This window comes from Arthrobacter sp. USHLN218 (genome assembly GCF_037144715.1).
In the GTDB taxonomy this organism is placed as follows: Bacteria; Actinomycetota; Actinomycetes; order Actinomycetales; family Micrococcaceae; genus Crystallibacter.
This window is the reverse complement of record NZ_JBBCYT010000004.1, coordinates 179222-202098: the sequence shown is the minus strand read 5'-3', so window position 1 is coordinate 202098 and position 22877 is coordinate 179222. Positions and strand designations below refer to the sequence as shown.

At 64.4% G+C, this 22877-nt stretch carries 24 protein-coding genes; all 24 read left to right on the top strand.

Annotated elements, in window-relative coordinates:
- The first annotated feature begins 158 nt into the window (after positions 1 to 158).
- The 24 genes from WFH44_RS10795 to WFH44_RS10680 all read left to right on the top strand — a co-directional run bounded on the left by WFH44_RS10795 (position 159) and on the right by WFH44_RS10680 (position 22634).
- Positions 159 to 947, top strand: a complete 789-nt coding sequence (locus WFH44_RS10795) for an enoyl-CoA hydratase/isomerase family protein (protein WP_336713872.1) — start codon at positions 159 to 161, stop codon at positions 945 to 947.
- 177 nt (positions 948 to 1124) lie between these two features.
- Positions 1125 to 2288, top strand: a complete 1164-nt coding sequence (locus tag WFH44_RS10790) for an acyl-CoA dehydrogenase family protein (RefSeq protein WP_336713871.1) — start codon at positions 1125 to 1127, stop codon at positions 2286 to 2288.
- Between the two features lie 133 nt (positions 2289 to 2421).
- Positions 2422 to 3603, top strand: coding sequence for an acyl-CoA dehydrogenase family protein (locus tag WFH44_RS10785; protein ID WP_336713870.1), 1182 nt, complete (start codon positions 2422 to 2424; stop codon positions 3601 to 3603).
- Positions 3600 to 4406, top strand: coding sequence for an amidohydrolase family protein (locus WFH44_RS10780; RefSeq protein ID WP_336713869.1), 807 nt, complete (start codon positions 3600 to 3602; stop codon positions 4404 to 4406). Before WFH44_RS10785 ends, WFH44_RS10780 begins: the two co-directional genes overlap by 4 nt.
- A gap of 10 nt (positions 4407 to 4416) precedes the next feature.
- On the top strand, positions 4417 to 4926 hold the full coding sequence (locus WFH44_RS10775) for a pyridoxamine 5'-phosphate oxidase family protein (RefSeq protein WP_336713868.1): 510 nt from the start codon (positions 4417 to 4419) through the stop codon (positions 4924 to 4926).
- Positions 4927 to 5034: 108 nt separating this feature from the next.
- Entirely contained in the window at positions 5035 to 5460 is a 426-nt protein-coding gene (locus tag WFH44_RS10770) for a nuclear transport factor 2 family protein (protein ID WP_336713867.1), read from the top strand.
- A 30-nt stretch (positions 5461 to 5490) separates the two neighbouring features.
- The gene (locus WFH44_RS10765; protein ID WP_336713866.1) at positions 5491 to 7047 is read left to right on the top strand and encodes an AMP-binding protein; all 1557 of its coding nucleotides are present in this window, start codon (positions 5491 to 5493) and stop codon (positions 7045 to 7047) included.
- Positions 7040 to 7480, top strand: a complete 441-nt coding sequence (locus tag WFH44_RS10760; protein WP_336713865.1) for a hypothetical protein — start codon at positions 7040 to 7042, stop codon at positions 7478 to 7480. Before WFH44_RS10765 ends, WFH44_RS10760 begins: the two co-directional genes overlap by 8 nt.
- Positions 7477 to 7911 carry a MaoC family dehydratase gene (locus WFH44_RS10755; protein ID WP_336713864.1) on the top strand — a complete coding sequence of 145 codons (435 nt, stop codon included), beginning with the start codon at positions 7477 to 7479 and terminating at the stop codon, positions 7909 to 7911. Before WFH44_RS10760 ends, WFH44_RS10755 begins: the two co-directional genes overlap by 4 nt.
- 46 nt (positions 7912 to 7957) lie before the next feature.
- Entirely contained in the window at positions 7958 to 8326 is a 369-nt protein-coding gene (locus tag WFH44_RS10750; protein ID WP_336713863.1) for an acyl-CoA thioesterase, read from the top strand.
- Positions 8327 to 8406: 80 nt separating this feature from the next.
- On the top strand, positions 8407 to 8988 hold the full coding sequence (locus WFH44_RS10745) for a nuclear transport factor 2 family protein (RefSeq protein WP_336713862.1): 582 nt from the start codon (positions 8407 to 8409) through the stop codon (positions 8986 to 8988).
- A gap of 460 nt (positions 8989 to 9448) precedes the next feature.
- Positions 9449 to 11182, top strand: a complete 1734-nt coding sequence (locus tag WFH44_RS10740; RefSeq protein WP_336713861.1) for an FAD-dependent oxidoreductase — start codon at positions 9449 to 9451, stop codon at positions 11180 to 11182.
- 94 nt (positions 11183 to 11276) lie between these two features.
- Positions 11277 to 12452 (top strand): ABC transporter substrate-binding protein, encoded by a 1176-nt coding sequence (locus WFH44_RS10735; RefSeq protein ID WP_336713860.1) that lies wholly within the window; start codon positions 11277 to 11279, stop codon positions 12450 to 12452.
- A gap of 79 nt (positions 12453 to 12531) precedes the next feature.
- Positions 12532 to 13419, top strand: a complete 888-nt coding sequence (locus tag WFH44_RS10730) for a branched-chain amino acid ABC transporter permease (protein ID WP_336713859.1) — start codon at positions 12532 to 12534, stop codon at positions 13417 to 13419.
- The gene (locus WFH44_RS10725) at positions 13416 to 14366 is read left to right on the top strand and encodes a branched-chain amino acid ABC transporter permease (RefSeq protein WP_336713858.1); all 951 of its coding nucleotides are present in this window, start codon (positions 13416 to 13418) and stop codon (positions 14364 to 14366) included. The genes WFH44_RS10730 and WFH44_RS10725 overlap by 4 nt, the downstream gene beginning before the upstream one ends.
- On the top strand, positions 14363 to 15136 hold the full coding sequence (locus tag WFH44_RS10720) for an ABC transporter ATP-binding protein (protein WP_336713857.1): 774 nt from the start codon (positions 14363 to 14365) through the stop codon (positions 15134 to 15136). The genes WFH44_RS10725 and WFH44_RS10720 overlap by 4 nt, the downstream gene beginning before the upstream one ends.
- Positions 15129 to 15842, top strand: a complete 714-nt coding sequence (locus tag WFH44_RS10715) for an ABC transporter ATP-binding protein (RefSeq protein ID WP_336713856.1) — start codon at positions 15129 to 15131, stop codon at positions 15840 to 15842. Before WFH44_RS10720 ends, WFH44_RS10715 begins: the two co-directional genes overlap by 8 nt.
- A gap of 137 nt (positions 15843 to 15979) precedes the next feature.
- A complete protein-coding gene (locus tag WFH44_RS10710; protein ID WP_336713855.1) occupies positions 15980 to 17089 on the top strand; it encodes an ABC transporter substrate-binding protein in 1110 nt (369 codons plus the stop codon).
- An 84-nt stretch (positions 17090 to 17173) separates the two neighbouring features.
- Positions 17174 to 17647: a nuclear transport factor 2 family protein gene (locus WFH44_RS10705; RefSeq protein ID WP_336713854.1), complete on the top strand. Its 474-nt coding sequence runs from the start codon at positions 17174 to 17176 to the stop codon at positions 17645 to 17647.
- A gap of 49 nt (positions 17648 to 17696) precedes the next feature.
- Positions 17697 to 18170 carry an acyl-CoA thioesterase gene (locus tag WFH44_RS10700; protein WP_336713853.1) on the top strand — a complete coding sequence of 158 codons (474 nt, stop codon included), beginning with the start codon at positions 17697 to 17699 and terminating at the stop codon, positions 18168 to 18170.
- 25 nt (positions 18171 to 18195) lie between these two features.
- Positions 18196 to 19776 (top strand): AMP-binding protein, encoded by a 1581-nt coding sequence (locus WFH44_RS10695; RefSeq protein ID WP_336713852.1) that lies wholly within the window; start codon positions 18196 to 18198, stop codon positions 19774 to 19776.
- Complete coding sequence (locus WFH44_RS10690) at positions 19773 to 20534, top strand: enoyl-CoA hydratase/isomerase family protein (protein ID WP_336713851.1); 762 nt, start codon at positions 19773 to 19775, stop codon at positions 20532 to 20534. The genes WFH44_RS10695 and WFH44_RS10690 overlap by 4 nt, the downstream gene beginning before the upstream one ends.
- A gap of 253 nt (positions 20535 to 20787) precedes the next feature.
- Positions 20788 to 21546: an SDR family NAD(P)-dependent oxidoreductase gene (locus WFH44_RS10685; RefSeq protein ID WP_336713850.1), complete on the top strand. Its 759-nt coding sequence runs from the start codon at positions 20788 to 20790 to the stop codon at positions 21544 to 21546.
- Positions 21547 to 21587: 41 nt separating this feature from the next.
- Entirely contained in the window at positions 21588 to 22634 is a 1047-nt protein-coding gene (locus tag WFH44_RS10680; protein ID WP_336713849.1) for an LLM class flavin-dependent oxidoreductase, read from the top strand.
- Positions 22635 to 22877 lie beyond the last annotated feature (243 nt).

Here is a 22877-nt window from a genome sequence, read left to right as displayed (position 1 = left end):
GATTCATACAATTAACTTAGATTGCGCGTAGGATCGGGTCAAGGTTCCAGCCGGGACGCGTCCCCCAAGGCGGGACGGCTCCCGCAGGCCTGGGCGGCGCATGCAATCCATGTGCATAGAATTTTGAACAACGTGAACCTACTCAGTTTGGAGTTGATATGTCTCCGGTCGGCGTCAGCGTAGAGAATCTTGACGGAGTTGTCCGCATCGCGCTTGAGCGCCCCGAGCGGCGCAATGCCTACGACCTCAACATGGCCAGGGCCATGATCGAGGGGCTGCACTCCGCTTCGAGGGCGGAAGCAGTGGTCATCACGGGTAGCGGTGGATCGTTCTGTGCCGGGGGTGCGCTCGGCCAGTTGAGTGATCCTGACCCGGAGGAACTGCGCGAGCTATTCACCACGTCGCTGCGCCTCGTGGATGCCATTAGGGCATGTCCGCGCCCCGTGATTGCCGCGGTGGATGGGGCGGCTGCGGGTGGTGGCAACGAGTTGGTCATCGCCTGCGACTTCGCGATCGCTACCCAACGTTCGACCTTCGGGCAGACCGGGCCGAAGGTGGGCTCTGCGCCGGTGCTTGGTGCAACCAATCTCGCGGCCGTGCAAATTGGGGAGAAGCGGAGCAAGGAGATGTCCTTCATGTGCCGGCGCTATACGGCAGAGCAGGCGTATGCCATGGGGTTGATCAACGAGGTCGTGCCGGATGGGCGGCTAGATGAGGGTGTGGACCGCTGGCTCGCCGAGATCCACGAACTGAGTCCGCGCTATTTGGAGATCGCAAAGGTCAGCTCGAACCTGTGGTGGAACGCATCGAAGGACAACATGCAGGCGGGGCTTGAGTCCCTCATCCAGGCAATCGGCAGTGACGACATGCGAGAAGGGGCGCAGGCGTTTATGGAGAAACGCAAACCGCGCTTCCGTACTGCCGCGAATTCCGTGGGTTCGGCCTGACCCGAAGGCCCCTTTTCGCTCTTTGCGGAACGGGGCTTTCCATTCCGAACAAAATCTAGGATAATGAATACAACAGACACTTAGATTCCGGTCATGCGGCATCGCGAGCCGGATTCCGAGGCTGAAGAGCCCTTCCAGGGCGTTGCCCATGGATCGATGTAATTGGAGGTGGGGGCCGTGACGGTTTCCGTTGTTGATGAGCACGCCGAGACCCGCAAGCTGGCGGCCCAAGTGGCCGAAGAGGTCTATGCGCCGATGGCTGAGGAATTGGACGTGACGAGGACGCCGATATCCTTGGCCGAGCGCAAGCGGCTCGGAGACCTCGGGTTCCTGGGCATCGCGCACCCGGAACGCTTTGGGGGCGCTGGCGCGCCGTTATCCCAAGCCCTGGCGGTGATCGAGGAATTCGCAAAAGTCTGCCGGCCGGCGGCGTTCCAGATTTTCGAGTCGAATACGGGTCCTGCCCAGGTAATCAATCACTTGGGCACCGAGGAGCAGCGCGAACGGCTGTTGCCGAACATCATCACGGGTGACAGGACCATGGCTGTGGCCATCTCTGAGCCGGACGCGGGCTCTGCAGCGACCGACGCAAGGACCACCGCGCGGCCGGTCGGAGATGACGGCTACGTACTCAACGGTGCGAAGCGCTGGATCTCCAACGGCGGAGAGGCTGACCACTACCTGGTCTATGCGCGCCTTTCCGACGCGCCTGGGGCCAAAGGTATCGGTGCCCTTGTCGTTGACAAAGCGATGTCCGGCGTCAGCTTCGGAGCACCTGAGCGGTTGATGGGCTTCCGGGGTATTCCGTCCGCGGATGTAATCTTCGACGACGTGCTGGTACCCAAGGAGAACGTCGTCGTGCCGGCCGGGAAGTTCAGCTCGCTCTTCGGGGCGTTCTCGATCGAACGGATGGGCAACGCGACCATGTCGCTTGCGATCGGGCAGGCGGCCCTGGACAAGACGCTGGCTTACATCCAGGAACGGGAGCAGTTCGGCAAGCAATTGGTGGAATTCCAGTCGATCCAGATGATGGTCGCGGACATGGTCCTGCAGGTCGAGGCAGCGCGGCTCCTCGTCGAACGTGCTGCCGGCAGCGTGAAAGACGGCATTCCGGACCCGCTGCAGGTTTCGCTGGCCAAGTGCACGGCCAACGAAATGGCCAAGAAGGTCACCGACCTGGCGATCCAGGTGCATGGCGGGAACGGCTATACGGAGGAGTACGGACTTGAGCGGCTCCACCGCGATTCCCACGGGTGGGCCATCGCCGGTGGCACCCCGTCGATGCAGCGCATCCGTATCGTGTCGGAGGTTCTGGGGCGCCGCTTCGATCAGCGGCGCTGACACGAGGCTCCGGCCGCCGCGGATAGCGGTGGCCGGAGCCGGACGCGGGCAATGGCGGGCTGCCGTAATGCGGCGCCCGGCATGCTAATGATGTTTGACCAAGACGTAATTCTTCGAAGGAGCGGGAACAGTTGTGAGCGTTGAGCTGGAGATGGATATGGGTCCTGTGGTGCTGCCGGCGGGCGGCGGGTTCGACCTGGATGATGGCCACAAGCTGGTCCAGGAGCGTGCACGGGCACTTGCCGCCGAGCTGGATTCCGTGGCTACGGAAGCCGACGCGTCATCGGAGCTCTACGAGCCGATGCGCGAGGCGCTCGCGGCTTCCGGACTAGCCGCGCACGTGGTGCCGGCTGCATACGGGGGACACTCGGAGACGCTGGATCCGCTGGCCATCACCGTCATCCGCGAGGCGCTCATGTACTCGTCGGCGCACCTGGATTCGCTCTTCGGGGTCCAGGGTATCGGGTCCTACACACTTACCGTCGGCGGGGCCGAGGAACTGAAGCGGGAGTGGCTGCCGAAAGTCGTGACCCTCGAGGCCATCGCGGCCATCGCCCTGACCGAGCCGGAAGTCGGTTCGGACCTGCGCGCGGTCCAGACGACCATTGAGCAGGTGGAGGGCGGCCTGAGGGTGCGCGGACGAAAGTCCTTTATCACGAATGGGGGCGCCGCTTCCTTCTACTGCGTACTCGGCCGCGAAGGCGACGGGTATTCCATGGTCCTGGTCCCGGCCGACACGAAGGGACTGACCGCGCACCCCGGTGACGACCTGATCGCCCCGCACATCCTCGGCGAGCTGGAATTTGACGACGTCGTGGTCCCGGCAAGCCACCGGCTTGGTGTTCCGGGCAAGGCCTTTTCGTTGATGCTCCAGGCGCTGGCCGTTTTCCGGGTATCGGTGGCCGGCTCCGCCGTCGGGTTGGCCCAGGCAGCCCTCGATGAAGCACTGAGCCATGCGCAGAGCCGCACGCAGTTCGGGGCCCCGCTGATCGAACTCGGACCGGTCGCCCAGTCCCTGGCGCTGTGCTGGACTGAGGTCGAGACCGCGCGGTCCATGGCATACCGGGCGGCTGCGCTGGCCCGCACGGATCCGCTGGGCCACCTGGACTTTTCATCCATGGCGAAGATCAGTGCCACCGAGACCGCCGGCCGGGTCGTGGACCGGGCGGTACAGGTGATGGGCCGCTTCGGACTAGTGCGCGGTTCCAAGATCGAACGGCTCTACCGCAATGCGCGGCCGCTGCGCATCTACGAGGGTTCCACCGAAGTGCTGCTCGACTCGTTGGCCCGGCGCCTGCGGAAGGTGGCGAAGTGAAGCCGGAACTCATCATCGATGCCCACACCCACGTTTGGCCCGACAAAATCGCCGGGCTCGCGCTGAACTCCAATCCCGTGCCGGGGCTCGAACCGCGCGGGAACGGCACGGTTGCCGGACTCGACGAAGCGATGGACGCCCACGGGGTCCAGGCAAGTTGCTGTTTGGGCATCGCCAATGAAGCGAGGCACGTGGACTCGGTGAACCGCTTCGTTGCTGGCCTGGCCAGCGCGCGGCGGCACCCGGTGGGGACCGTGCATGTGGACCTGCCGCTTGAAGAGAACATCGCGAGCCTGCGCCGCCACGGGATCAGGACCGTCAAGCTGCATCCGTTGTTCCAGAACTTCGCCCTGAACGACCCGCGGCTGTGGCGGATCCTGGACGCCTTTGGGTCCGAAATCTCCGTGATTACGCACGTCGGCCAAGGCGGGGACGCGCGCACTAACGCGCTGTCGAGCCCCAAGATGATCGCCGACATCGCGCGGCAGTTCCCCGACCTGACCTTGATGGCCTGCCACTTCGGCGGTTACAAGATCCTCGATGACGCCGAGGAGATGCTCTCCGGGGCGGATGTCATCCTCGAAACGTCCTGGCCTCCCTCGCTGACCACGCTCGCTCCGGACCGAGTCCGGAGGCTCATCAGAAACCATGGGGCCGAAAGGATCGTTTTCGGGTCCGACTGGCCGATGACCAATCCCGGCGAAGAGATCGCCGCCATACACGGGCTTGGCCTCACCGACGAGGAGACCCGCCACGTGCTGGGTGGCAACCTTGCCCAACTGCTGCAGTTGTCGCCCCAGTAAGGAGCATGCGATGCCAAAGACCGGGGTCGACGACATTGAGGACCTGCGCGGCCTCGGCCTGGGCAGGGATGGCCAGGCCGAGCTGATCGAGACGCAGTCCGAATGCACGTTCGTTTTCACGAATGAAGACGGGTGGGCTAGCGGAGTCGTCATGAGTTACATCGAATTTGAGGGGTCCTTCTGGGTCACGGCCGTCGAGGGGCGGGGGCACGTGCGCGGCGTCGAGAGGGATCCGCGGGTGAGCATGGTGATCTCCAATGCGGGCACCGCGCTGCCCGGACGGCGCATGCTTTCCATGCGTGGAACGGCGATCATCCATCGGGATCCCGCCACGAAGGCAAGGTTCCTGGCGGCGTTTGCAGCTAGGCACCAGCCGGAAGATCCGGAAAGCTTCATCCGACTACTTGATAGTGCAAAGCGCGTGGCCATCGAGTTCCATCCGACGGCGGTGGCCGTCAGCCACGATTCCACGAAGATGCCAGGCAACGGCAGGGGCCGGGACAGCTCGCGAGATCAATAGCTGAATGCCCGCGTTTAGGTGTGGACAGTAGCAGCGTCCTGTCATACGCTTCGTACTATTCATGCGCATCATTATTATGCGTTCTGGGGATTGAATCAGGAGACCACTGTGACTGACCGAATTGAGATGACCCTGACCGACCGCGCATCGGTCGAGAAGCTGCTCAACACCTACTCTCTGGCCTATGACAGCAGGGACCTGGAAGCGATGGAATCCTGTTTCACAGAGGGTGCCGTATTCAGCATGCAGGTTGCGGGGCAGGAGCCCCTGTCTTTCGAGGGCCGGGACACGATCATGAAGCTTATGGCCGACTCCATGGCGGCTCAGACTGATCAGCGCCGCCACATCAATTCCAACCTCCTCGTGACCGACGAGGACGGGGTCGTCCGGACGACGAGCTATCTGACGCTGGTCGCGACGGAAGACAGTCGGATCCAGTTGCTCAGTGCAGGGGTGTACAGGAACGAGATCGTCGAGGATGGAGGCGCCCTCCGATTCCGGAAACTCCACCTTGACCTGGACAGGTCCTACTGACCTGCGCCGGACCGCGGAGAGGAACCTGTAGTGGCGAACCTAGGACTCATTCCGGCCAAGTGGGCCGCGCTTACGCCCAATGCCGAAGCTGTCTACGACGTGCCCAACGACCGGCGGATCAATTGGGCGGACCTGGACTCCGTCGTGCGACGCCTGGCGAACGGACTGCTCGGCCTGGGCCTGCAGCCCGGCGACCGGGTAGCGATGCTTTCGCGCAACAGCGTCGAGTACCAGGCCCTCTACTTCGCTGCGGGCCGCGCCGGCCTGGTGACCCAGCCCCTGAACTGGCGGTTGGCTTCGCCATCCCTCACGGAGATCGTGAGGGATGCAGCACCGAAGGCCGTCATCGCCTCCGATGAGTTCCTCGAGGTGACCCGGGATCTGCAGCGAGCCTTGGACATTCCGCACTGGTTCGAGTTCGGTGACGGGGGCGACGGCAGCCTGGAGCGACTGGTGAAGAGTTCGTCCGGTGAGGAGCCGGTGACGACGTCCCGGATCGGCGATGACGATCCTTTCTTCATCCTCTACACCGGGGGCACGACCGGGCAGTCCAAGGGCGCACTCCACACGCATCGAAGCGCAGGCGCCGGCATGCTGAACCAGACCGTGGCGGAGAGGATCGTCCCGAGCGATGTGTACATGCTGACGGGGCAGATGTACCACATTCCGATCATCCTCTCCATGAACTACCTGAAGCACGGGTGCCCCCTGGTCCTCGTCAACTTCGAGGCCCGGCAGGCGCTGGAGATCATCGAAGCGGAGAAGGTCTCGGCGTTCCTGGGCATCACCACGATGCTCAATTGGATGATGGCGGTGGAGGGATTCGACCAATACGACTTGAGCAGCCTGCGCAACATCCAGTACGGCGGCGGGCCGATGCCGTCTTCCATCGTTCGTCAGGCGCTGGACTCCTTCCCCTGCACCCTCATCCAGGGCTACGGCCAGACAGAGGGGACCACGATGTGCTTCCTCTCGCAGGAGGACCATGCGAATGCTATGGCGGGAATCCATCCCGAGCGTCTCCGCTCCTGCGGCCGCGAGGGATTCCTTACTACCGTCCGCGTCGTGGACCATCTGGGCCGGGAGGTGCCGCGAGATGGCAAGACTCCGGGCGAGATCATCGTTCGGTCCGAGGCAAATATGGTCGGGTACCTGAACCAGCCCGAGTTGACCGCGCAGACCCTGCGCGATGGCTGGATGTGGACGGGCGACGTGGCAACCTGGGACGAGGACCGTTACGTCTTCATCGTGGACCGGGCCAAGGACATGATCATCTCCGGCGGCGAGAATATCTTCAGTGTCCAGGTGGAGGAAGCCATCGCTAGCCACCCCGCCGTCCTGGAGTGTGCTGTCATCGGCGTGCCGGATGAGGAATGGGGCGAGTCGGCTAAGGGATTCGTTGTGCTCAAGCCCGGGCACGAGGCGACTGAACAGGAGATTATCGACCAGGCCAAGACGCAGTTGGCCAGCTACCAGAAACCCCGTTCAGTGGAGTTCGTCACGCAACTGCCCAAGGCCCCCACTGGCAAAATCCTGAAGCGGGACCTTCGGGCTCCCTATTGGGAGAACCAGGAACGTCGTGTCTGAAACGGCTCTCTCACACCAGTCACTCGTCGGCCGGGAGTTCCCTGGCGGCCGCTATACCCTCGAACCGTGGCGGGCCTGGCTCCTTGCGGACGCCTTGGGCGATGACCCAACGGACCTGCAGCCCCACCCGGTCCTGGCTTGGATGGCCGCGGTGGGCGGCATGGGCATCACCTGGGACGAACTGTTCTCGTGGTTCGATGCCACCGCAGACGACGGACCCATGTTCGGCGAGCATAGGACGACCTTGCACACGCCGCTGAAATCCGGGGCAACCTACCGAGTGAGTGGAAAAATCACCTCGATCGACCGCAAGTCAGGGCGGCGGGCCGGGGTCTTCGACGTCGTGGGCTACGAACTGTACCTCCACGACGAGCAGGCGCACGTGGCCACCTGCTGGAACTCCCTCGTGCTTCCCAGGAGGACTGAGGGATGAACATTGCCGTAGGAACCTCACTGCCGGTGCATGAGGTGCAAGTGGACGTCCGGCCGATGAAGACCATGGCGGCGCTGCTCGGCGATCCCAATCCCATCCACTGGGACACGGATGCGGTTGCTGCATTGGGCATGGGGGATCGGCCGGTGAACCAAGGGCCGCTCAACATGGGGTATCTCATGACCATGCTGGCAGGCTGGGCGGGTGGACGGGACCGGATCCTGGACTTCCAAGTGAGATTCCTGGGAAATGTCCTTGCCGGTGACCGGGTCCAAGCGGAGGGCACGGTGACCGGGTTGCGGGTCACGGAGGCAGGCCGAGTCGCCGAGTGCGAGATTGCGTTGAAGGTCTCGGGCGGGACTGCGGTGCTGTCCGGAACGGCGAGCGTCCTGGTCGAGCCGTTCGGATTGGACGAACGGACCCGGCCGTGAGGCCGGCCCATGAAACGGGCCCATGAAACAGGAGGGATGAACGGCTGTGACCGGTTCCAAACTGGACTTCCAGCTTTCCTACGGAGACTGTGATGCGGTAGGTATTGCCTACTTCGCCATCTACTACCGCTGGATGGAGCGGGCCTACACGTCGTGGCTCTTTGGCCAGGGAATCCGAAGCGGCGAAATGCAGGAAGGACTTGGACTAGTCACTGTGGGCATCAGTTCCGGTGCCCGGTACCTTTCCGTGGCGAGGGTCCTCGACCGTCTCACCTGCCAGGTGGTGCTCGACGGGCTGGGCGAAACGTCGTACCGAGTCGGGTATGAGATCACGCGGGGTGGGGAACTGGTCACTCGTGGCCGGATGAGCTACGCCTGCCGCAACGCGAATGACTTCACCAAGGCACATTCCTGAACGGCTACACGAAATACCGAGCCGACTGCCCGCACCCGCGTTCGATGTAGATATATGAGGATGATGTGACAACGCAAAGCATGCTGTCTGCGTTACTCGACCGGCAGTGCCGCGTACCCGATCTGGACGATCCGGCCGCGCTGCGCGAGGCGGTACGTGGTCTGCTGGACCGCGAGGCGATCCGGGACCTCGTAGCGCTCTATGCCCGCGCCGTGGACGACCACGATATCGAGGCTGTAATCAGCACCTTCGCAACCCACAGCGTCTTCGACCGCCGCGGGGACGAGGCAGTGGGCCTCGATGAGATCCGCGAGTCGTTTGAATCGGCGATGCATACCTACCAGGCGATGCTCCATACCCCCGAGTCCCATATCGTGACGCTCACCGGCCCCGACCAGGCGACCGGTTGGGCGAGTGGCCATGCTGAACTCGTGACGCGGCGCACCACCATCATCGCAGCCTATCGCTACGACGATGCCTATTGCCGGGAGGACGGCCGCTGGCGCTTCTCCCTCCGCAGGGTGAGATTCATGTACGCCGTCCCCGCAGGCGAATACGCCTCCGGGCTCTCCAGTCCGAACCGGATGCGATGGCCCGGTACGGAGCCGGCCCCGGCGGATTACCCGGAGGGCATCGAAACCTGGACCGCGTCCCGAAGATGACTGCACCGGACTGCGCCGTGTTCCGCTCTTGCTCGAAGGGGCTATAAAGGAGTCAGACGGGGATAGAAGATTCCATGAGGCCAATGCGGTCCTTTACCCGGCAGGCGATGAGGGAGGGTGTGCCACCGGTGTGACCTTGCCGGTGGACGCAGGCGCATCGAGAAGTGACAGGTCGGTAAGCATGTCCACACCGGCCGCGGGGCAGGAAATTTTCCGGGGCGGTGATGCAGCATGTCCGTTCCCGTGATTGTCAGCGCCCCTCGCCGATGCCTGGATGCAGCCGGCTCCGATCTACCGCTCGAAGCTGCCATTGTTCTTGCGTCGATGCAAGCATGCGGCGAGTTTAGCCCGCACCCGCTGGAAACACGGTATGTGAACAGGCTCACTTAAACTGATTGACAAATTCCTGATAATGATATCGACTATGCACAGGTGTTAATTACTCAGGGAGGAGCTTGTGATGGTGGAGGAGTCCCGTGCTGTATCCGCGGACGGCGTTGAGCAGGTAGTTGTCGTCGGAGGCGGCCTTTCCGGCCTGGCCACTGCATTAGGGGTCGCCCTGCGAGGCGGCAGGGCCGTCGTGCTCGAGGCCTCGGAACTTGTTGGTGGCGCTGCCGCGTACTCAGGGGGGCAGGTGTGGTCCGGCGCCAACCACGTCGCCGAGCGGAACGGAATCGAGGACTCCCTGGGCCTTACTGAGCGGTACATCCGCGCCATTGCGCACGATGCGCCCGAAGTGCTTGACGAAGTGGCAATGAAGCGCTGGATCGAGACCTCGCCCAAGGCCATGAAGTACTGGGAGGAAGCCGGCGCCATTCGCTGGGCCATGATTCCCGGGCTTGCGGATTACCATAACGAGGCGGACGGCGCCCTTCCGGAGGGGCGGTACCTCACCAATGCGGTGATCGATGGCAGTGTGCTCGGCGAGTGGCGGGAGAAGCTGCGCTACAGCCCGTACTTCCCGGTCGGGCAGACCTACGACGAAATGCTGGGCAAGGGGCGCCGGGCCAGCTACATCGAGGACGACGCCCCGGCCAAGCATGGACATGCGGGCTTGCCTGCGTTCGGCCTGGCCGACGGCAGCCACGGAACGGGAGAAACCGCTGATGGGGATCCCCTGACCTTCGGTACCGGCGTCGTGGCTTCCTTCCTTGCTCGCGTGCTCGCTGAGAGGTCGATCGAGATCCGGCTCGAACACCGCGTGATCGAGCTCCTGACGGACACTTCCGGCACCGTAGTTGGAGTGCGGGCCGAGTCGCCCGACGGCGTCGTCCAGTTCAGCGGACCCGTCGTCCTGGCCACGAGCACCTACGACTGGGACCCCGAGTTGGTGCGCGAGATGCTCGGCATGGATCCCGAGGACTTTGGCAGCGTCGCGCCCGAGACGCTGCGCGGTGACGGAATCAGGCTCGCGCGCGCAGTGGGCGGCGACATCACGAGGATCCCGGCTACGGCCGTGCCGATCCTGCCCGGATGGCGCTCGCAGGTGGGCACCGGCTACGGCTACGGACCCGAGTACGCGATGCCGCACTCGATGATCGTCGACGAGACCGGCAACCGGTACTGCAACGACTCCTACTGGGTCGACATCGTCGCCAAGACACTGAACCCGATCGATCGGCACCTTCCCTTCTTCCTCATTTGGGACGACCAGCATCGCCAGAAGTACGGACTGGCCGCCACGCCCCCGGGCGGCGAATACCCGGAGGGATGGGTGACTTCCGCGCCGACCCTTCAGGAACTGGGAGCGAAGCTCGGCATCGACGGCGAGCAGCTGGAGCGGACCGCCCAGCGTTTCAGTGAGAACGCGCGGAAGGGTGAGGACCCGGACTTTGGGCGTGGCACGGTGACCTACGTCAACAAGTTTGCCGGAGACCCGACGAACAAGCCCAGTCCCGTGCTGGGGGAGATCGCCCAGGGGCCATTCCATGGTCTCCGGCTGAAGTTCGTTGGGACCGGGATCGGCTCCAGCGGAGTGCGCATCGACGGGGATGGGCATGCTCTTGACGCATTGGGGAACCCGATCAGCGGGCTTTATGCCGTGGGGTCGGCGGCCGGGATGTCGACAACGGGGACAGGGTACAACAGCGGCATTGCACTCGGCCGTGGACTGACACTCGCGTACCTCGTCGCTGACGAAATCTCAGGCGGAACGGAAGAAGCCGAGGCAGTGGTGCATGCCGCCGCTCGCTGACGCCTGGCTCTAGGCGCCCTGTTGCTGCCAGTTGGGGCAGGGCAAATCATGATCTACAAGACTATGCATACCATTAGAATGGATGGACGGTAGAATGATGAAACATCCCGGAATACGAGGCCGGCTGCTCAAGGTGACGGCGGCGCTTGCCGGTATTGCCATGCTCGCTGCCTGCGGCGGCGGCAGCGAAGCAAGTGCGGGCGCCGGCGGAGGCGGAATCGCGAGCGACATCAAGCTGAAGGGCATTTACGACACCACTGGGCCGGTGGCCTACGCGGGTGTCGGAGCGTCCAAGGGCATGAAGTTGGCCATGGAGGAGATCGATGAGCAGGACTTCCTTGGAAAGGACGTCAAGTTCACCCTCGACGAAGTCGACACCGCCAACGCGATAGAGCGTGCATCCAGCGAAGTCTCCCGCGCCATTGCCGATCCGAAGGTCCAGGCGATCTTCGGTCCGGTCGCCGGGCAGCAGGCAGCCACGGTTGCACCGATCGTTGAGCAGGCCAAAGTGCCGACGATCTTCAACCAGGCAGGCTCGGACGGCGTCGTCATCGGCGACTACACCTTCCGTGCCACCGCTCCCATGCACAGCTACTACGACATCGCGGCCAAGTACCTTGCCGACAAGGGCCTGACCAACGTCGCAGTACTCTACAACGGAACGTTCCCGACGTTCGCCGAGATCGGCGAGAAGGAGTTCCCGAGGCTGGCGAAGGAGCATGGCCTCACCATCAGCTCCAGCTACGCGGTGCAGAGCAACACCCAGGACTTCACGGCCCAGACCCAGGAAATCGCCGCGAAGAATCCCGACGCCGTCGTTATGCTCCTCATCGCCCCGCAGTCGGTGACTGCCCTCACGCAGCTTGGCCAGGCGGGGTATAAGGGCCAGACGGTCGCGACCTCGGTCCAGGCCGCCGGCAACGTGGCTTCGGCGGGAGAGCACGCCGCGGGTCTCGTCTACCCCGTGGACTTCTCTGCGGCCCAGGACAATGAACTTTCAGTGAAGTTCATCGAAGGGTTCACGGAGAAGTACGGCAAGGCCCCCGATCAGTATGCAGCCGAGGGCTACGACTCGATGTGGTGGCTGGCCCGGGCGATCAAAGCCAGCGGCGACTCCAGCCGCGAAGGCATCCAGAAGGGCCTGAAGCAAGTTGCTTCCGAAGGGTTCGAAGGCGTCATGGGCGACCTCACCTTCGAGGGCAACGACATCCGAGTGAAGGGCGTCCTGGTGAAGTGGGACGGCTCCAAGGAGCAGCTCGTCACCGAGTGATTGAAGGGTGCGGGCCGGCACACGGTGCCGGGCCCGCACCCACGAATCGACACCACAGTCGAGTTGAAAGGACGGCGGCGTGCAAGAGCTGCTCAACACCCTGACCCTCGGGTCCATTTATCTGCTGTTCGCTTTGGGCATGGCCCTGGCGTGGAGCACCATCGGCATTCTGAACTTCGCGCACGGTGCCATCTTCGTTTTCTCGGCGTTCAGCGCCCATTTCGTCTCCGAGCAAGTGGCCCTGCCGATGCCGATGCTCATCCTGATCTCCGTGGTGGTCGGCGCTACGCTGTCGGCCCTCACCCAGTGGCTGGCCTTCGAGCAGATCCTCAAGAGATCGACGAACCACCGGTCAGCTGAATTACGGGTCCTGATCGGCGGTATTGGCGTCGCCGCCATCCCGATCGCGATCGTGGACCGGGCGACCGCCTCCGCACCCTTCGGCTTTGCCAACTCCACGTACAAATCCGAGGTCTACGAGTTCATGGGGCTTCGCATGACGAACACGTCGCTGATCGTCATCATCGCGGGAGTCGGCATTGCTGTGGCCCTGACCCTGTGGCTCCGCGCATCACGCCAAGGTCTTGGCCTGCGCGCCATCGGGGTCGACTCCGAGACCGCGTCGCTCATGGGCGTCAGCCGCACGGTCATGGCCATCGGCACGATGGCGATCGCAGGTGGACTTGCGGGGCTGGCTGGCTCACTTCAGGTCTTCCAGCTCCAGGCGATGGGTGTGGCGACCGGCGACCAGCTCCTTATCAAGGCCTTCGCGATGATCGTTCTTGGCGGCCTCGGATCCATGGCCGGTGTCATCCTTGGCGCTTTCGCCCTGGCCGGAGCCGAGACCTTGATCTTTGCGGCGAACCTGGGGACCTGGGTGGACGCCGTCTCCTTCGGACTCATCTTTATCGTCCTGCTGCTTCGCCCGCAGGGCATCTTCGGACGCCAGGAGGTGCGTCGGACATGATTGCTTGGTACACCACCAACGCCGTCGTCCTCCAGGCGACGATGACAACACTGCTGCTGGCCCTCAGCATCCAACTGCCGCTGCGGATGGGTGTCTTCTCCTTCGCCGGGGTCGGCTGTTTCGGGATCGGCGGCTACACGGCGGCCATCCTGTACGCGAAGTTCGACGTGGACACTTGGACGGCTGTAGCCCTCGGGACCCTGCTCGCCGGTATCTGCTGCTACCTGCTGGGCCTGGTCATCCACAAGCTGTCCGGACTTTACCTCGGCATGGCGACGGTCGCCTTTACGCTGATCATTGCGGTGGTCGCTACCAACGGGGGCACCCTGACCGGCGGGGCTTCCGGCATCTTCGGTGCCCTTGGCGGCATCACCAATCTGCACGTCTTCCTTCTGCTGGCACTCGTCATCGCCGGCCTGGCCATCTCGGAATACGGGCGGTTCGGACGCAAGATCGATACCGTCCGGGAAGACCCCGAACTGGCTTCGGCCCTCGGCATCAACGTCGCCCGGTACCGGAAACTGGTCTTCCTGGCCAGCGGCCTGCTCGGTGGCCTCGCGGGCGCGGTGACCACGCTCCTGCGCTCCACGATCACGCCGGCCGAAATCAATTTCCACATGGTGGTCATGGCACTGACGGTCATCATCATCGGAGGGTCGAGTTCGTGGCTCGGGGCCCTGATCGGAGCAATTGTCATCACTTGGTTGCCGACTGTCCTGAGCTTCGTGGCGGACTGGGAAGCCATCATCTATGGCTTCCTCGTCGCCCTGGCTGCGATCTTCCTTCCGAGCGGCGTGCTCGGCCTGGCCAAGAACCTGATCCACCGCTGGCAGTCGCGGCGGCGGCCGACTCCGCCCGCGCCGGCTGCGGAGAACACTCCCGACGGCGAGCCCGGTTCTCCCGAAATGAAGCGCAGCTTGGCAACTACCCAAGGAGGAACATCGTGAGCCGCTCCCAGAATGACAGTGCCGACCGGGGGATGATCTTCGAAGCCGACGACGTCGCAGTGCACTTTGGCGGCGTGAAAGCCGTCGACGGACTGACCTTCGGGCTGCCGGAGGGCAAGATTACCGGAATCCTGGGCCCCAACGGCTCGGGGAAGAGCACCCTCGTGGGCGCGATCACACGGCACGTGCCGCTGACCCGCGGCACGCTGAAGTTTCTCGGCGAGGACTACGCCGGCGACCATCCGCACAAGGTACCCCACCGCGGGATCGCCCGAACCTTCCAGACGGTGCGCCTCCTCGAGGAGCGAAACGTACTGGAAAACGTGTTGCTGGGCACGGATTCCCTCGCCGCAGGCGGGCGGGCGGCGCGCCGCCTGGCGCACGAGCGGGCCGAACAGGCCATGGTGCGGACGGGATGCGAGCACTTGGCAAAGGTGCGGCCCGACGAGCTGTCCTACGGGAACCGCCGGCGCGTGGAGATCGCCCGCGCCATAGCCATGGAACCCAAACTCCTGCTCCTCGATGAGCCCACGGCCGGCATGGGCCGCGCCGAAAAGGAGGAGATCTCCGCACTGATGATGTCGTTGCGGGCCGAGGGGCTTACCCAGCTCATCGTTGAGCACGACGTGCAGATGATGGTGGACACCTGCGACAGGCTGCTGGCGATGAACTTCGGAAAACTGATTGTGGAAGGGGCACCGCAGGAGGTCGTGCGGCATCCTGCGGTCCAGGAAGCCTATCTAGGAAAGCAGGCGGTCAAGCATGCTTGAGGTCAACGATCTGCACGTGAGCTATGGCTCGGTAAACGCGGTGCGGGGTGTCTCGATGTCCGCCTCGGCCGGCCGGATCACCCTCGTCCTCGGATCCAACGGCGCCGGCAAGACGACGTCCCTGCGTGCCATCCACGGTCTGCTGAAGGCCCGGAGCGGTTCGGTGAAACTGAACGGCAAGGAGATCCTGGGATGGTCTCCCCACCGGCAGGTCCGGCAGGGCATGGTCATGGTGCCGGAGGGGCGCCGGATCTTTCCGTCGCTGACCGTCGAGGAAAACCTCCGCATGGGGGCGTACACGGTGAGCCGATCGGACGCGCAGCGCACCGTCGCCGGGATCTACGAGAAATTCCCCATCCTGGCCGACCGGCGGGCGATGCCAGGCGGCCTGCTCAGCGGCGGCGAGCAGCAAATGCTGGCCTTTGGACGGGCCATGATGTCGCAACCGAAGGTGGTTCTCCTCGACGAGCCGTCCATGGGGCTGGCACCGGGGATGGTGGACCGTGTGATGGCCCGGGTCCGCGAGATCGCCGACACCGGGATCGCGGTTCTCATGGTGGAGCAGAACGCCGACGCCGCACTGGCGGTGGCGGACGACGTCGTGCTGGTGCAGCGCGGCGAGGTGATGTGGACCGGCACGGCGAAAGAGGCGAAGACCGACACCGCCGTGGTCCATGCCTTCCTGGGCGAGGCCGCACTCGCCTGACGGCTACACCCGGCCATACCGCGCCGGGCACGACGACGCGCCGTGCCCGGCGGGATCTACCTAATGACGATTGGAGCAACTCGATGAACTGGACGCAGACCTGCAGGAAGGCCGCGGCGCTGATCATAGTGCCGGCCATGTTGGCCGTTGCAGGATGCGGCGCCGCCACGACGACGGAGCCAGCCGAAGCCGGCATCGCGGACGAGATCAAGATGGTCGGCGTACGCGACCTCACGGGAGCCGTCGCCTACGCCGGGGTCGGTGCCGCCCGAGGTGCCGAACTCGCGGTGAAGGAAATCAACGGACAGGAGTACCTCGGCGAGGGAGTCTCTCTTGTCCTCGACGAGATCGACAGCGCGGGTGCGATCGAGCGCGCTGCGTCGGAAGTGACGCGGGCACTCTCCGACCAGGAAGTCAGCGTGGTCCTGGGACCGGTCCAGGGCCAGCAGTCCGCGGCAGTCGCTCCCATCGTGGAGGCGCAGAAGGTTCCAGTCGTCTTTACCCAGTCGGCTTCCGACGGGGTGGTGATCGGCGACTATACCTTCCGCGCCACCGCTCCTATGCACACCTTCTATGGGCACGCAGCCGAATTCCTGGACAAGGAGGGGCTCAAGGACGTCGCGGTGCTGTATAACTCGACCTACCCGACGCTTGCCGAGCTCGCCGGGACGCACTTCCCCGCGATGGCTGACAAGGCGGGGCTGAACATCGTCGAGAACATCCCGGTGCAGTCGACAACCCAGGACTTCACGTCGCAGGCGCAGGCAATCGCCCAGAAGGCCCCCGACGCCGTCGTGCTTTTGCTGCTGTCCTCCCAATCGGTGACCGCAATGACGCAGCTGCGCCAGGCGGGCTACGAGGGGCAATTCGTTGGAAACACCAACAACGCAGGTGGAAACGCAGCCCAGGCGGGACAGTACGCCGTCGATATGGTCTATCCCGTTGACTTCTCCGCCGCCCAGACCGACCCGCACGCCAAGGCATTCGTCGACTCCTATAAGAAGGAATTCGACGAGCTGCCGAAGACCTACGCGGCGGAAGGCTACGACGCAGTCTGGTGGATCGCGCGGGCGATCAAGGCCAGCGGTGATTCGTCCAGGGAAGGAATCCGCGACGGCCTCGAGCAGATAGCGAGGGAAGGCTTCACCGGCGCGATGGGTGACATCACTTTCGAAGGCAACGATATGCGGGTCCCTGGTGTGCTTGCCCGGTGGGACGGCGCTAAAGAAACGACGATCGCGGACTAGAAGTTCGGACTAGAAGTTCGGACTGAAAGCTCGGACTGGAAGCCGCGGCTTTAGCGGCTTGCACATTCACAGGAGGGTAGCAGGATGACGGAAATTACGGCAGAGATGCTTCAGCACTTTCGTGCCCATCAGCTCTTGACCGCGTATACGCGCATGGTCGACGCCAAGGACGTGGAGGGGCTGTCGGCGATTGCGCACCCCGATATCGTCCTGGTGCGAAGTGCCGACGGAGCGCCTCGGGCGGGCCGCGAAGCTTTCCTCGGTCTCTACCGGGATTTCGCGCAGTCCGATGTCCAGGCCAGCCAGCACATGACCACCAACCTGTCGGCTACCGAGCTGGAGGACGGATCGCTTGCCGTGGCGGCGCGTTTCCTGGCGATAACGACGCATCCCGACGGGGCGCGCGCCACCTGGGGCCGGTACGACGACGAAATCGCGGAGCACGACGGCAAATGGGTCTTTACCGCCAAGCGCATCACGGTGACGCGCACGGCCCTGGTCGGCGAGGACATGCTGGCCCCGCTCAACGCGAGTTCGTTCGATCCGATGCCGAGCTGAGGCCGATGGTCCGGCCAGCGGAAAATGACGACCACGAGGAGACCTACCGATGACAACGGCGACAAATGCGTTAGCGGACACCGCTTCGAGCGAAATTTCGGAGGGACGCCTGACGTTCCAACTCGCATACGGCGACTGCGACGTCGTCGGCATCGCCTACTTCGCCATCTATTACCGATGGATGGAACGTGCGTACACTACTTGGCTGCATGAGCACGGTATCCGCAGCGGCGAGATGCTTGAGGACCTGGGCATCCTGACGGTCGGAGTGAGTTCCGGCGCAAACTATGCCCAGCCTGCGCGGGTCTTCGACTGGCTCACTTGCCAAGTTGTGCTGGAGCGGCTCGGGACCAGCTCCTACACGCTCGGCTTCGATTTCACCCGCGACGGCGCTGTCATCACCCGGGGGCACATGACCTTCGCCTGCCGCGATCCCCATTGGGACAAAACCGCGGTCCCGGGCCGCCTGACCGCGATCCTGTCGACCCTGCCGCGCCGCCAGGACGCTCCGGGCGAGCACTGAATCCCGCCAGAAAGGACTGGACGCAATGTCCCTTACAGCAGTCGGGCAGCAGCAGTTGTCGATCGGCGGCTGGCTCGCCGACGCCGCCGGCCGCCATCCGCAGGCAACCGTCGAGGTCGAGGGGCATGCGACCTCGGTTGCCGACCTTGATTCCGCGGCCGGACGGGCCGCGGCCGGCTTCCTGGCCCTGGGCCTGGCGGCAGGCGACCGCGTCTGCCTGGTCATGTCGGCCAGCGTGGAAGCACTGCAAGCGTGGTTCGGCCTGGCGAAGGCGGGCCTCGTGGAGGTTCCGCTGAATCCCACCGGCGGATCCGAGCTGCTGCGGTACTGCATCGAGCAGTCGGGCGCGTCGGTGGTGGTGTGCGACGCCGAGCGCGAAGCGGTGGTTTGCGAGCTGATCCGGGACATCGAAACCGTCCGGCATTTGGTCATAGTCGGCGGCGGGACACCGAAGGCTGCCGCCCGGATTAGGCGGATGGCGTTCGACGACCTGCTGGCCCGTCCCGCGGACGAGGCCTGCGACGTCGACCCGGAAGCGCCTGCCGTGATCCTCTATACGTCGGGAACCACCGGGCCGCCCAAGGGCGTGCTGCTCAGCCATCGCGCCAACATCAATCTGGCCCGCTACACCGCCAAGCTGCTCGAGTACACGGCCGACGACCGCCTGTATTCCGTCTTCCCGCTCTATCACAGCAACGCGCGGTACTGCAGTGTCATGGCCGCGATCGAGGTGGGTGCGGACCTCGTCATGCATCGCAAGTTCTCCGCCAGCCGGTTCTGGGACATCTGCCGCGAGCACGGCATCACCGCCTTCAACTACCAGGGCGCGATGATGAGCATCCTGTACAAGCAGCCGCCGCGCCCTGACGACGCCGACAACCCGGTCCGGCTCGGATTTGGGGCGCCGTGTCCTCCGGAGATCTTCGCGGACTTCGAGCGCCGCTTTGGTGTGCGCCTCACGGAGATCTACGGCAGCACCGAAGTCTCCATCGTGACCGACATGCCGCCGTGGGACCGCAAAGTCGGGACGGCGGGCAACGAGTCGGAGAACTACCAGGTCGCCGTCGTCGACGACCGCGACGAACCGGTGGCCGCCGGGACCACGGGCGAAATCGTGGTGCGCCCGAAGCAGCCCGGCTGGATGTTCAACGGCTACCACCACATGCCCGAGGCCACAGCCAACAGCTGGCGCAACCTATGGTTCCACACAGGTGACCGCGGGCAGCTTGACGACGACGGTTTCCTCACCTTCGTCGACCGTGTCAAGGACTCGATCCGCCGGCGCGGGGAGAACATTTCGTCCTGGGAGATCGAACGCGTGGTCGGCGAGCATCCGGATGTCGCCCAGGTGGCAGCCTATGGCGTGCCGTCGTCGCTCAGCGAGGAAGAGGTGATGGTCGCCGTCGTGCTCCGGGAAGGCCGGACCTTCGACCCTGCCGCGCTCCTGGATCACTGCCGCGGGACGCTCACCTCCTTCGCGATGCCCCGCTTCGTCAGACTCGTCGACGCACTGCCCATGACCCCCAGCCAGCGGGTGGAAAAATACCGGCTGCGCGCCGAGGGGGTCACCGCAGGCACGTGGGACAGCCAGGCGACGGCGCGATGAGCGGGCGGCTGCAGCGCTTCACGGTCGTCGAGCACTCCGCGCACGTCGTCGAACTGCGCATGTCCCGGCCGGAGAAGCTGAATGCGATGGACCAGCTCTGGTTCCGGGAGCTGACCGCGGTCATGGGGAGCTTCGGAGTGGACGACGACGTCCGGGCCGTTGTTCTCACGGCTGAGGGCCGCGCGTTCTCCGCCGGCGGGGACATTGACATGTTCCACGACCTCGACGGCGACGCTAACCGGGTGCGGCCGCACTTGCGGCGGGTTTATGACGCCTTCCACTCCGTCGAACGTTGCGCGGTCCCAGTCATCGCCGCGGTAAAGGGCCTCGCCTACGGTGGGGGGACCGAACTGGCCCTGGCCTGCGACATCGTGCTCGCCGGGGAATCCGCCAGATTCTCCTTCAAGGAAGCAAACGTCGGGCTCCAGCCCGGGTTCGGGATCGTCCGGGGGCCCCAAGTGATCGGTCCCCAGTGGACAAGCTACCTGGCGCTCACAGGCCGGGATATCGATCCGTGCCAGGCGCGTGCCTGCGGCTTGGTCCAGGAAGTACATCCCGACGGCGAACTGTTCGAGCACGCCCTCGGCTTGGCCGGGGAGATCGCCGCGAAGCCGCCCCTCGCGGTTCAGGTGGGTAAGGCGTTTATCAAGCGGCACACCACAACCGGGTTCAGCGAGTCCGTCGAGGCGACGGCTCTCTTGTTCGGCACGCCCCAGCATGCGGAGGCCGTGGCCGCGTTCCGGCAGCGTACCCGCTGAGCAGGAGCTTGTGCCGGGCGAAGAAACATGGGAGCCGCCCTGAGGTCCCGTCCATCCGAGCGTGGTAAGCATGGACGGTGCGGAGGCCGGCCGGAACCCGAGTCCGAAAGCGCGATGCCAAGGATCTTGTGTAGTGACCCCCACATCAGTAATAATGATGATTATAAATGAGGAAGGGTGAGCGGCGCGGGCATTTCCCGGCCCGACGCCTTCACTCCACCGTCGATTCACCGAAGCATCGAAGAGGAAAATTATGCTGCAGAACAAGGTCGCGTTGGTTACCGCTGGTGCCTCCGGGATGGGAAAGGCCGGCGCCGAGCGTTTCGCTGAACAAGGCGCGTTCGTCTACGTCGTCGACCGTGATGAGGAAGCCACCAAGGCCGTCGTCGATGGAATCCGCGAAAAGGGCGGGCAGGCGACCGGGATCGTGGCGGATGTCCGCGACCTGGAGGCCTTGAAGGGCGTCGCCAAGCAGGTGGAGAAGGATCACGGAGTGCTGCACGTCCTCTACAACAACGTCGGCATCCCGGGTGCCGCCGGCCTGGACCTGACCGAGGAGGAGTGGGATGCGTTGATTGAGATCAACGCGCGCGCCAGCTTCTACCTCACGCATTACCTGACCGACCTCCTCAAGGCCGCCGACGGCGCATCCGTGATCTTCAAGAGCTCCAGCTCCGGTCTGGTCGGATCGCCGTGGAGCCCCTTGTATTCCTTCACCAAGGGCGGCCTGATCGCCTTGGTCCGCTCCCTGGCACTGGCCTTCGCGCCCGACAAGATCCGCGTCAACGCCATCGCGCCCGGCTCCGTCGAGACCCCGGGGCTCCCCGGGTTCTTCCGTGCCTCGCCCCAAGAGGTCGAGGAGCGCAAGAAGGCCTTCTTCGCGCAGATCCCGCTGGGCCGTGCGTCGCAGCCGGAGGAGATCGCGAGCGTCGCCCTCTTCCTGGCCAGCGACCTGTCCAGCTACGTTACCGGGATCACCATCCCGGTCGACGGCGGACTGACGGCCAAGTAGACCTATGCCCCTTAGGGGGGCGAGAAAGCAAGGAGATCACCATGGAGTTCGGCATCCTTATGGGGGACCAGCCGGTCGAATCTTCGCCGACCGAGCACCTCGACCTCATGCTGCGCAAGGTCGAGGCCGCGCAAGAGGCGGGATTCAAATACCTCACCATCGGGCAGCACTTCCTGTACGACGGTTTCCGCTGGCTGCAGCCAATCCCGCTGCTGAGCCGGCTGGCCGCCGAGCTTGACGACGACGTCAAGCTGGGGACGACGGTGCTGGTGGGCCCCGTCCACCACCCGGTGATCCTGGCGGAGGAGCTCGCGACCCTCGATATCATCACGCGAGGCCGCCTCGTCGTTGGGATCGGTACGGGCTACCTTCCTGCGGAGTACCAGACGATGGGCGTGCCCTTCAAGCAGCGGTACGGGCTCCTTGAGGAGCTCATCGAGGTGATGACCAAGCTCTGGACGCAGGAGCGGGTGACCCATCAGGGCAAGTTCTGGAACATTGAGGACGCCCCGACGCACATCCGGCCGGTGCAGAATCCGCGGCCGCCGATCTGGCTCGGCGCGATGAAGGAGAACGGGGTGCGCCGCGCTGCCCGCTTGGGCGATGTCTGGACGATCACCCCGCAGCAGACGGTGGACCAGGTGGAGGAGCTTATCCGCATTTACGTGGACGAGCGTGTGGATGCCGGCCTGCCTCTGAACAAGCTGCCCCTCCGCCGCGAGCTGATGATCGGCCGCGACTTCGACGACGCCGTGAACAACTTTGCCGCCGTTGCCCGCGTGAAGTACGAGGCGTACGCGGATCGCGGGATGGATCTTTTGTCCGACGAGGCCGTCCGTGGCGGATTCGTCGATACGATTCGGGACCATGTCCTCCTGGGCTCGGCCGAGGAGGTGCGCAACCAGATCGCGCAGATCGCCGACTGGCTGCCGATCGGCCCGCTGCTGATCCGCCCGCACTGGCCGGGAATGGACGCCGAGCAGACGGCGGCTTACCTCAAGAAGGTGGGCGAAGAGGTCGTCAAGCCGCTGGCCGGGCTCGAGAGCACCTCGTTCGAGAAGGTTATGGGCGCAGTAGGCGCAGGATAGCTCCTGCCGCTGCAGGCAAAGGGCGTCGGCGCGACGCGAGCGGACGCGTGGGTAGTCCGGTCGCGCCAGGTGAAGGGTCGGGGTGGCAGTCCATACTGCCTCCCGGCCTTTTGCGCGCCCGAGGGCGGATATGTCCGCGGCCGACATAATCTAGTCGCATCATTGTCAGGAACCGAGACTCGGTGCTACGGTTCTGAATTGTTAGCTGGATAACACTTCATAGCTCCGCCCCGCATTTCGGAG

Coding starts and splice junctions, on each gene's coding strand:
- WFH44_RS10710 (WP_336713855.1), top strand. CDS start 15,980: ATGTTGGCCGTTGCAGGATGCGGCGCCGCCACGACGACGGAGCCAGCC.
- WFH44_RS10695 (WP_336713852.1), top strand. CDS start 18,196: ATGTCCCTTACAGCAGTCGGGCAGCAGCAGTTGTCGATCGGCGGCTGG.
- WFH44_RS10775 (WP_336713868.1), top strand. CDS start 4,417: ATGCCAAAGACCGGGGTCGACGACATTGAGGACCTGCGCGGCCTCGGC.
- WFH44_RS10705 (WP_336713854.1), top strand. CDS start 17,174: ATGACGGAAATTACGGCAGAGATGCTTCAGCACTTTCGTGCCCATCAG.
- WFH44_RS10795 (WP_336713872.1), top strand. CDS start 159: ATGTCTCCGGTCGGCGTCAGCGTAGAGAATCTTGACGGAGTTGTCCGC.
- WFH44_RS10690 (WP_336713851.1), top strand. CDS start 19,773: ATGAGCGGGCGGCTGCAGCGCTTCACGGTCGTCGAGCACTCCGCGCAC.
- WFH44_RS10700 (WP_336713853.1), top strand. CDS start 17,697: ATGACAACGGCGACAAATGCGTTAGCGGACACCGCTTCGAGCGAAATT.
- WFH44_RS10725 (WP_336713858.1), top strand. CDS start 13,416: ATGATTGCTTGGTACACCACCAACGCCGTCGTCCTCCAGGCGACGATG.
- WFH44_RS10685 (WP_336713850.1), top strand. CDS start 20,788: ATGCTGCAGAACAAGGTCGCGTTGGTTACCGCTGGTGCCTCCGGGATG.
- WFH44_RS10755 (WP_336713864.1), top strand. CDS start 7,477: ATGAACATTGCCGTAGGAACCTCACTGCCGGTGCATGAGGTGCAAGTG.
- WFH44_RS10745 (WP_336713862.1), top strand. CDS start 8,407: ATGCTGTCTGCGTTACTCGACCGGCAGTGCCGCGTACCCGATCTGGAC.
- WFH44_RS10740 (WP_336713861.1), top strand. CDS start 9,449: ATGGTGGAGGAGTCCCGTGCTGTATCCGCGGACGGCGTTGAGCAGGTA.
- WFH44_RS10680 (WP_336713849.1), top strand. CDS start 21,588: ATGGAGTTCGGCATCCTTATGGGGGACCAGCCGGTCGAATCTTCGCCG.
- WFH44_RS10715 (WP_336713856.1), top strand. CDS start 15,129: ATGCTTGAGGTCAACGATCTGCACGTGAGCTATGGCTCGGTAAACGCG.
- WFH44_RS10735 (WP_336713860.1), top strand. CDS start 11,277: ATGATGAAACATCCCGGAATACGAGGCCGGCTGCTCAAGGTGACGGCG.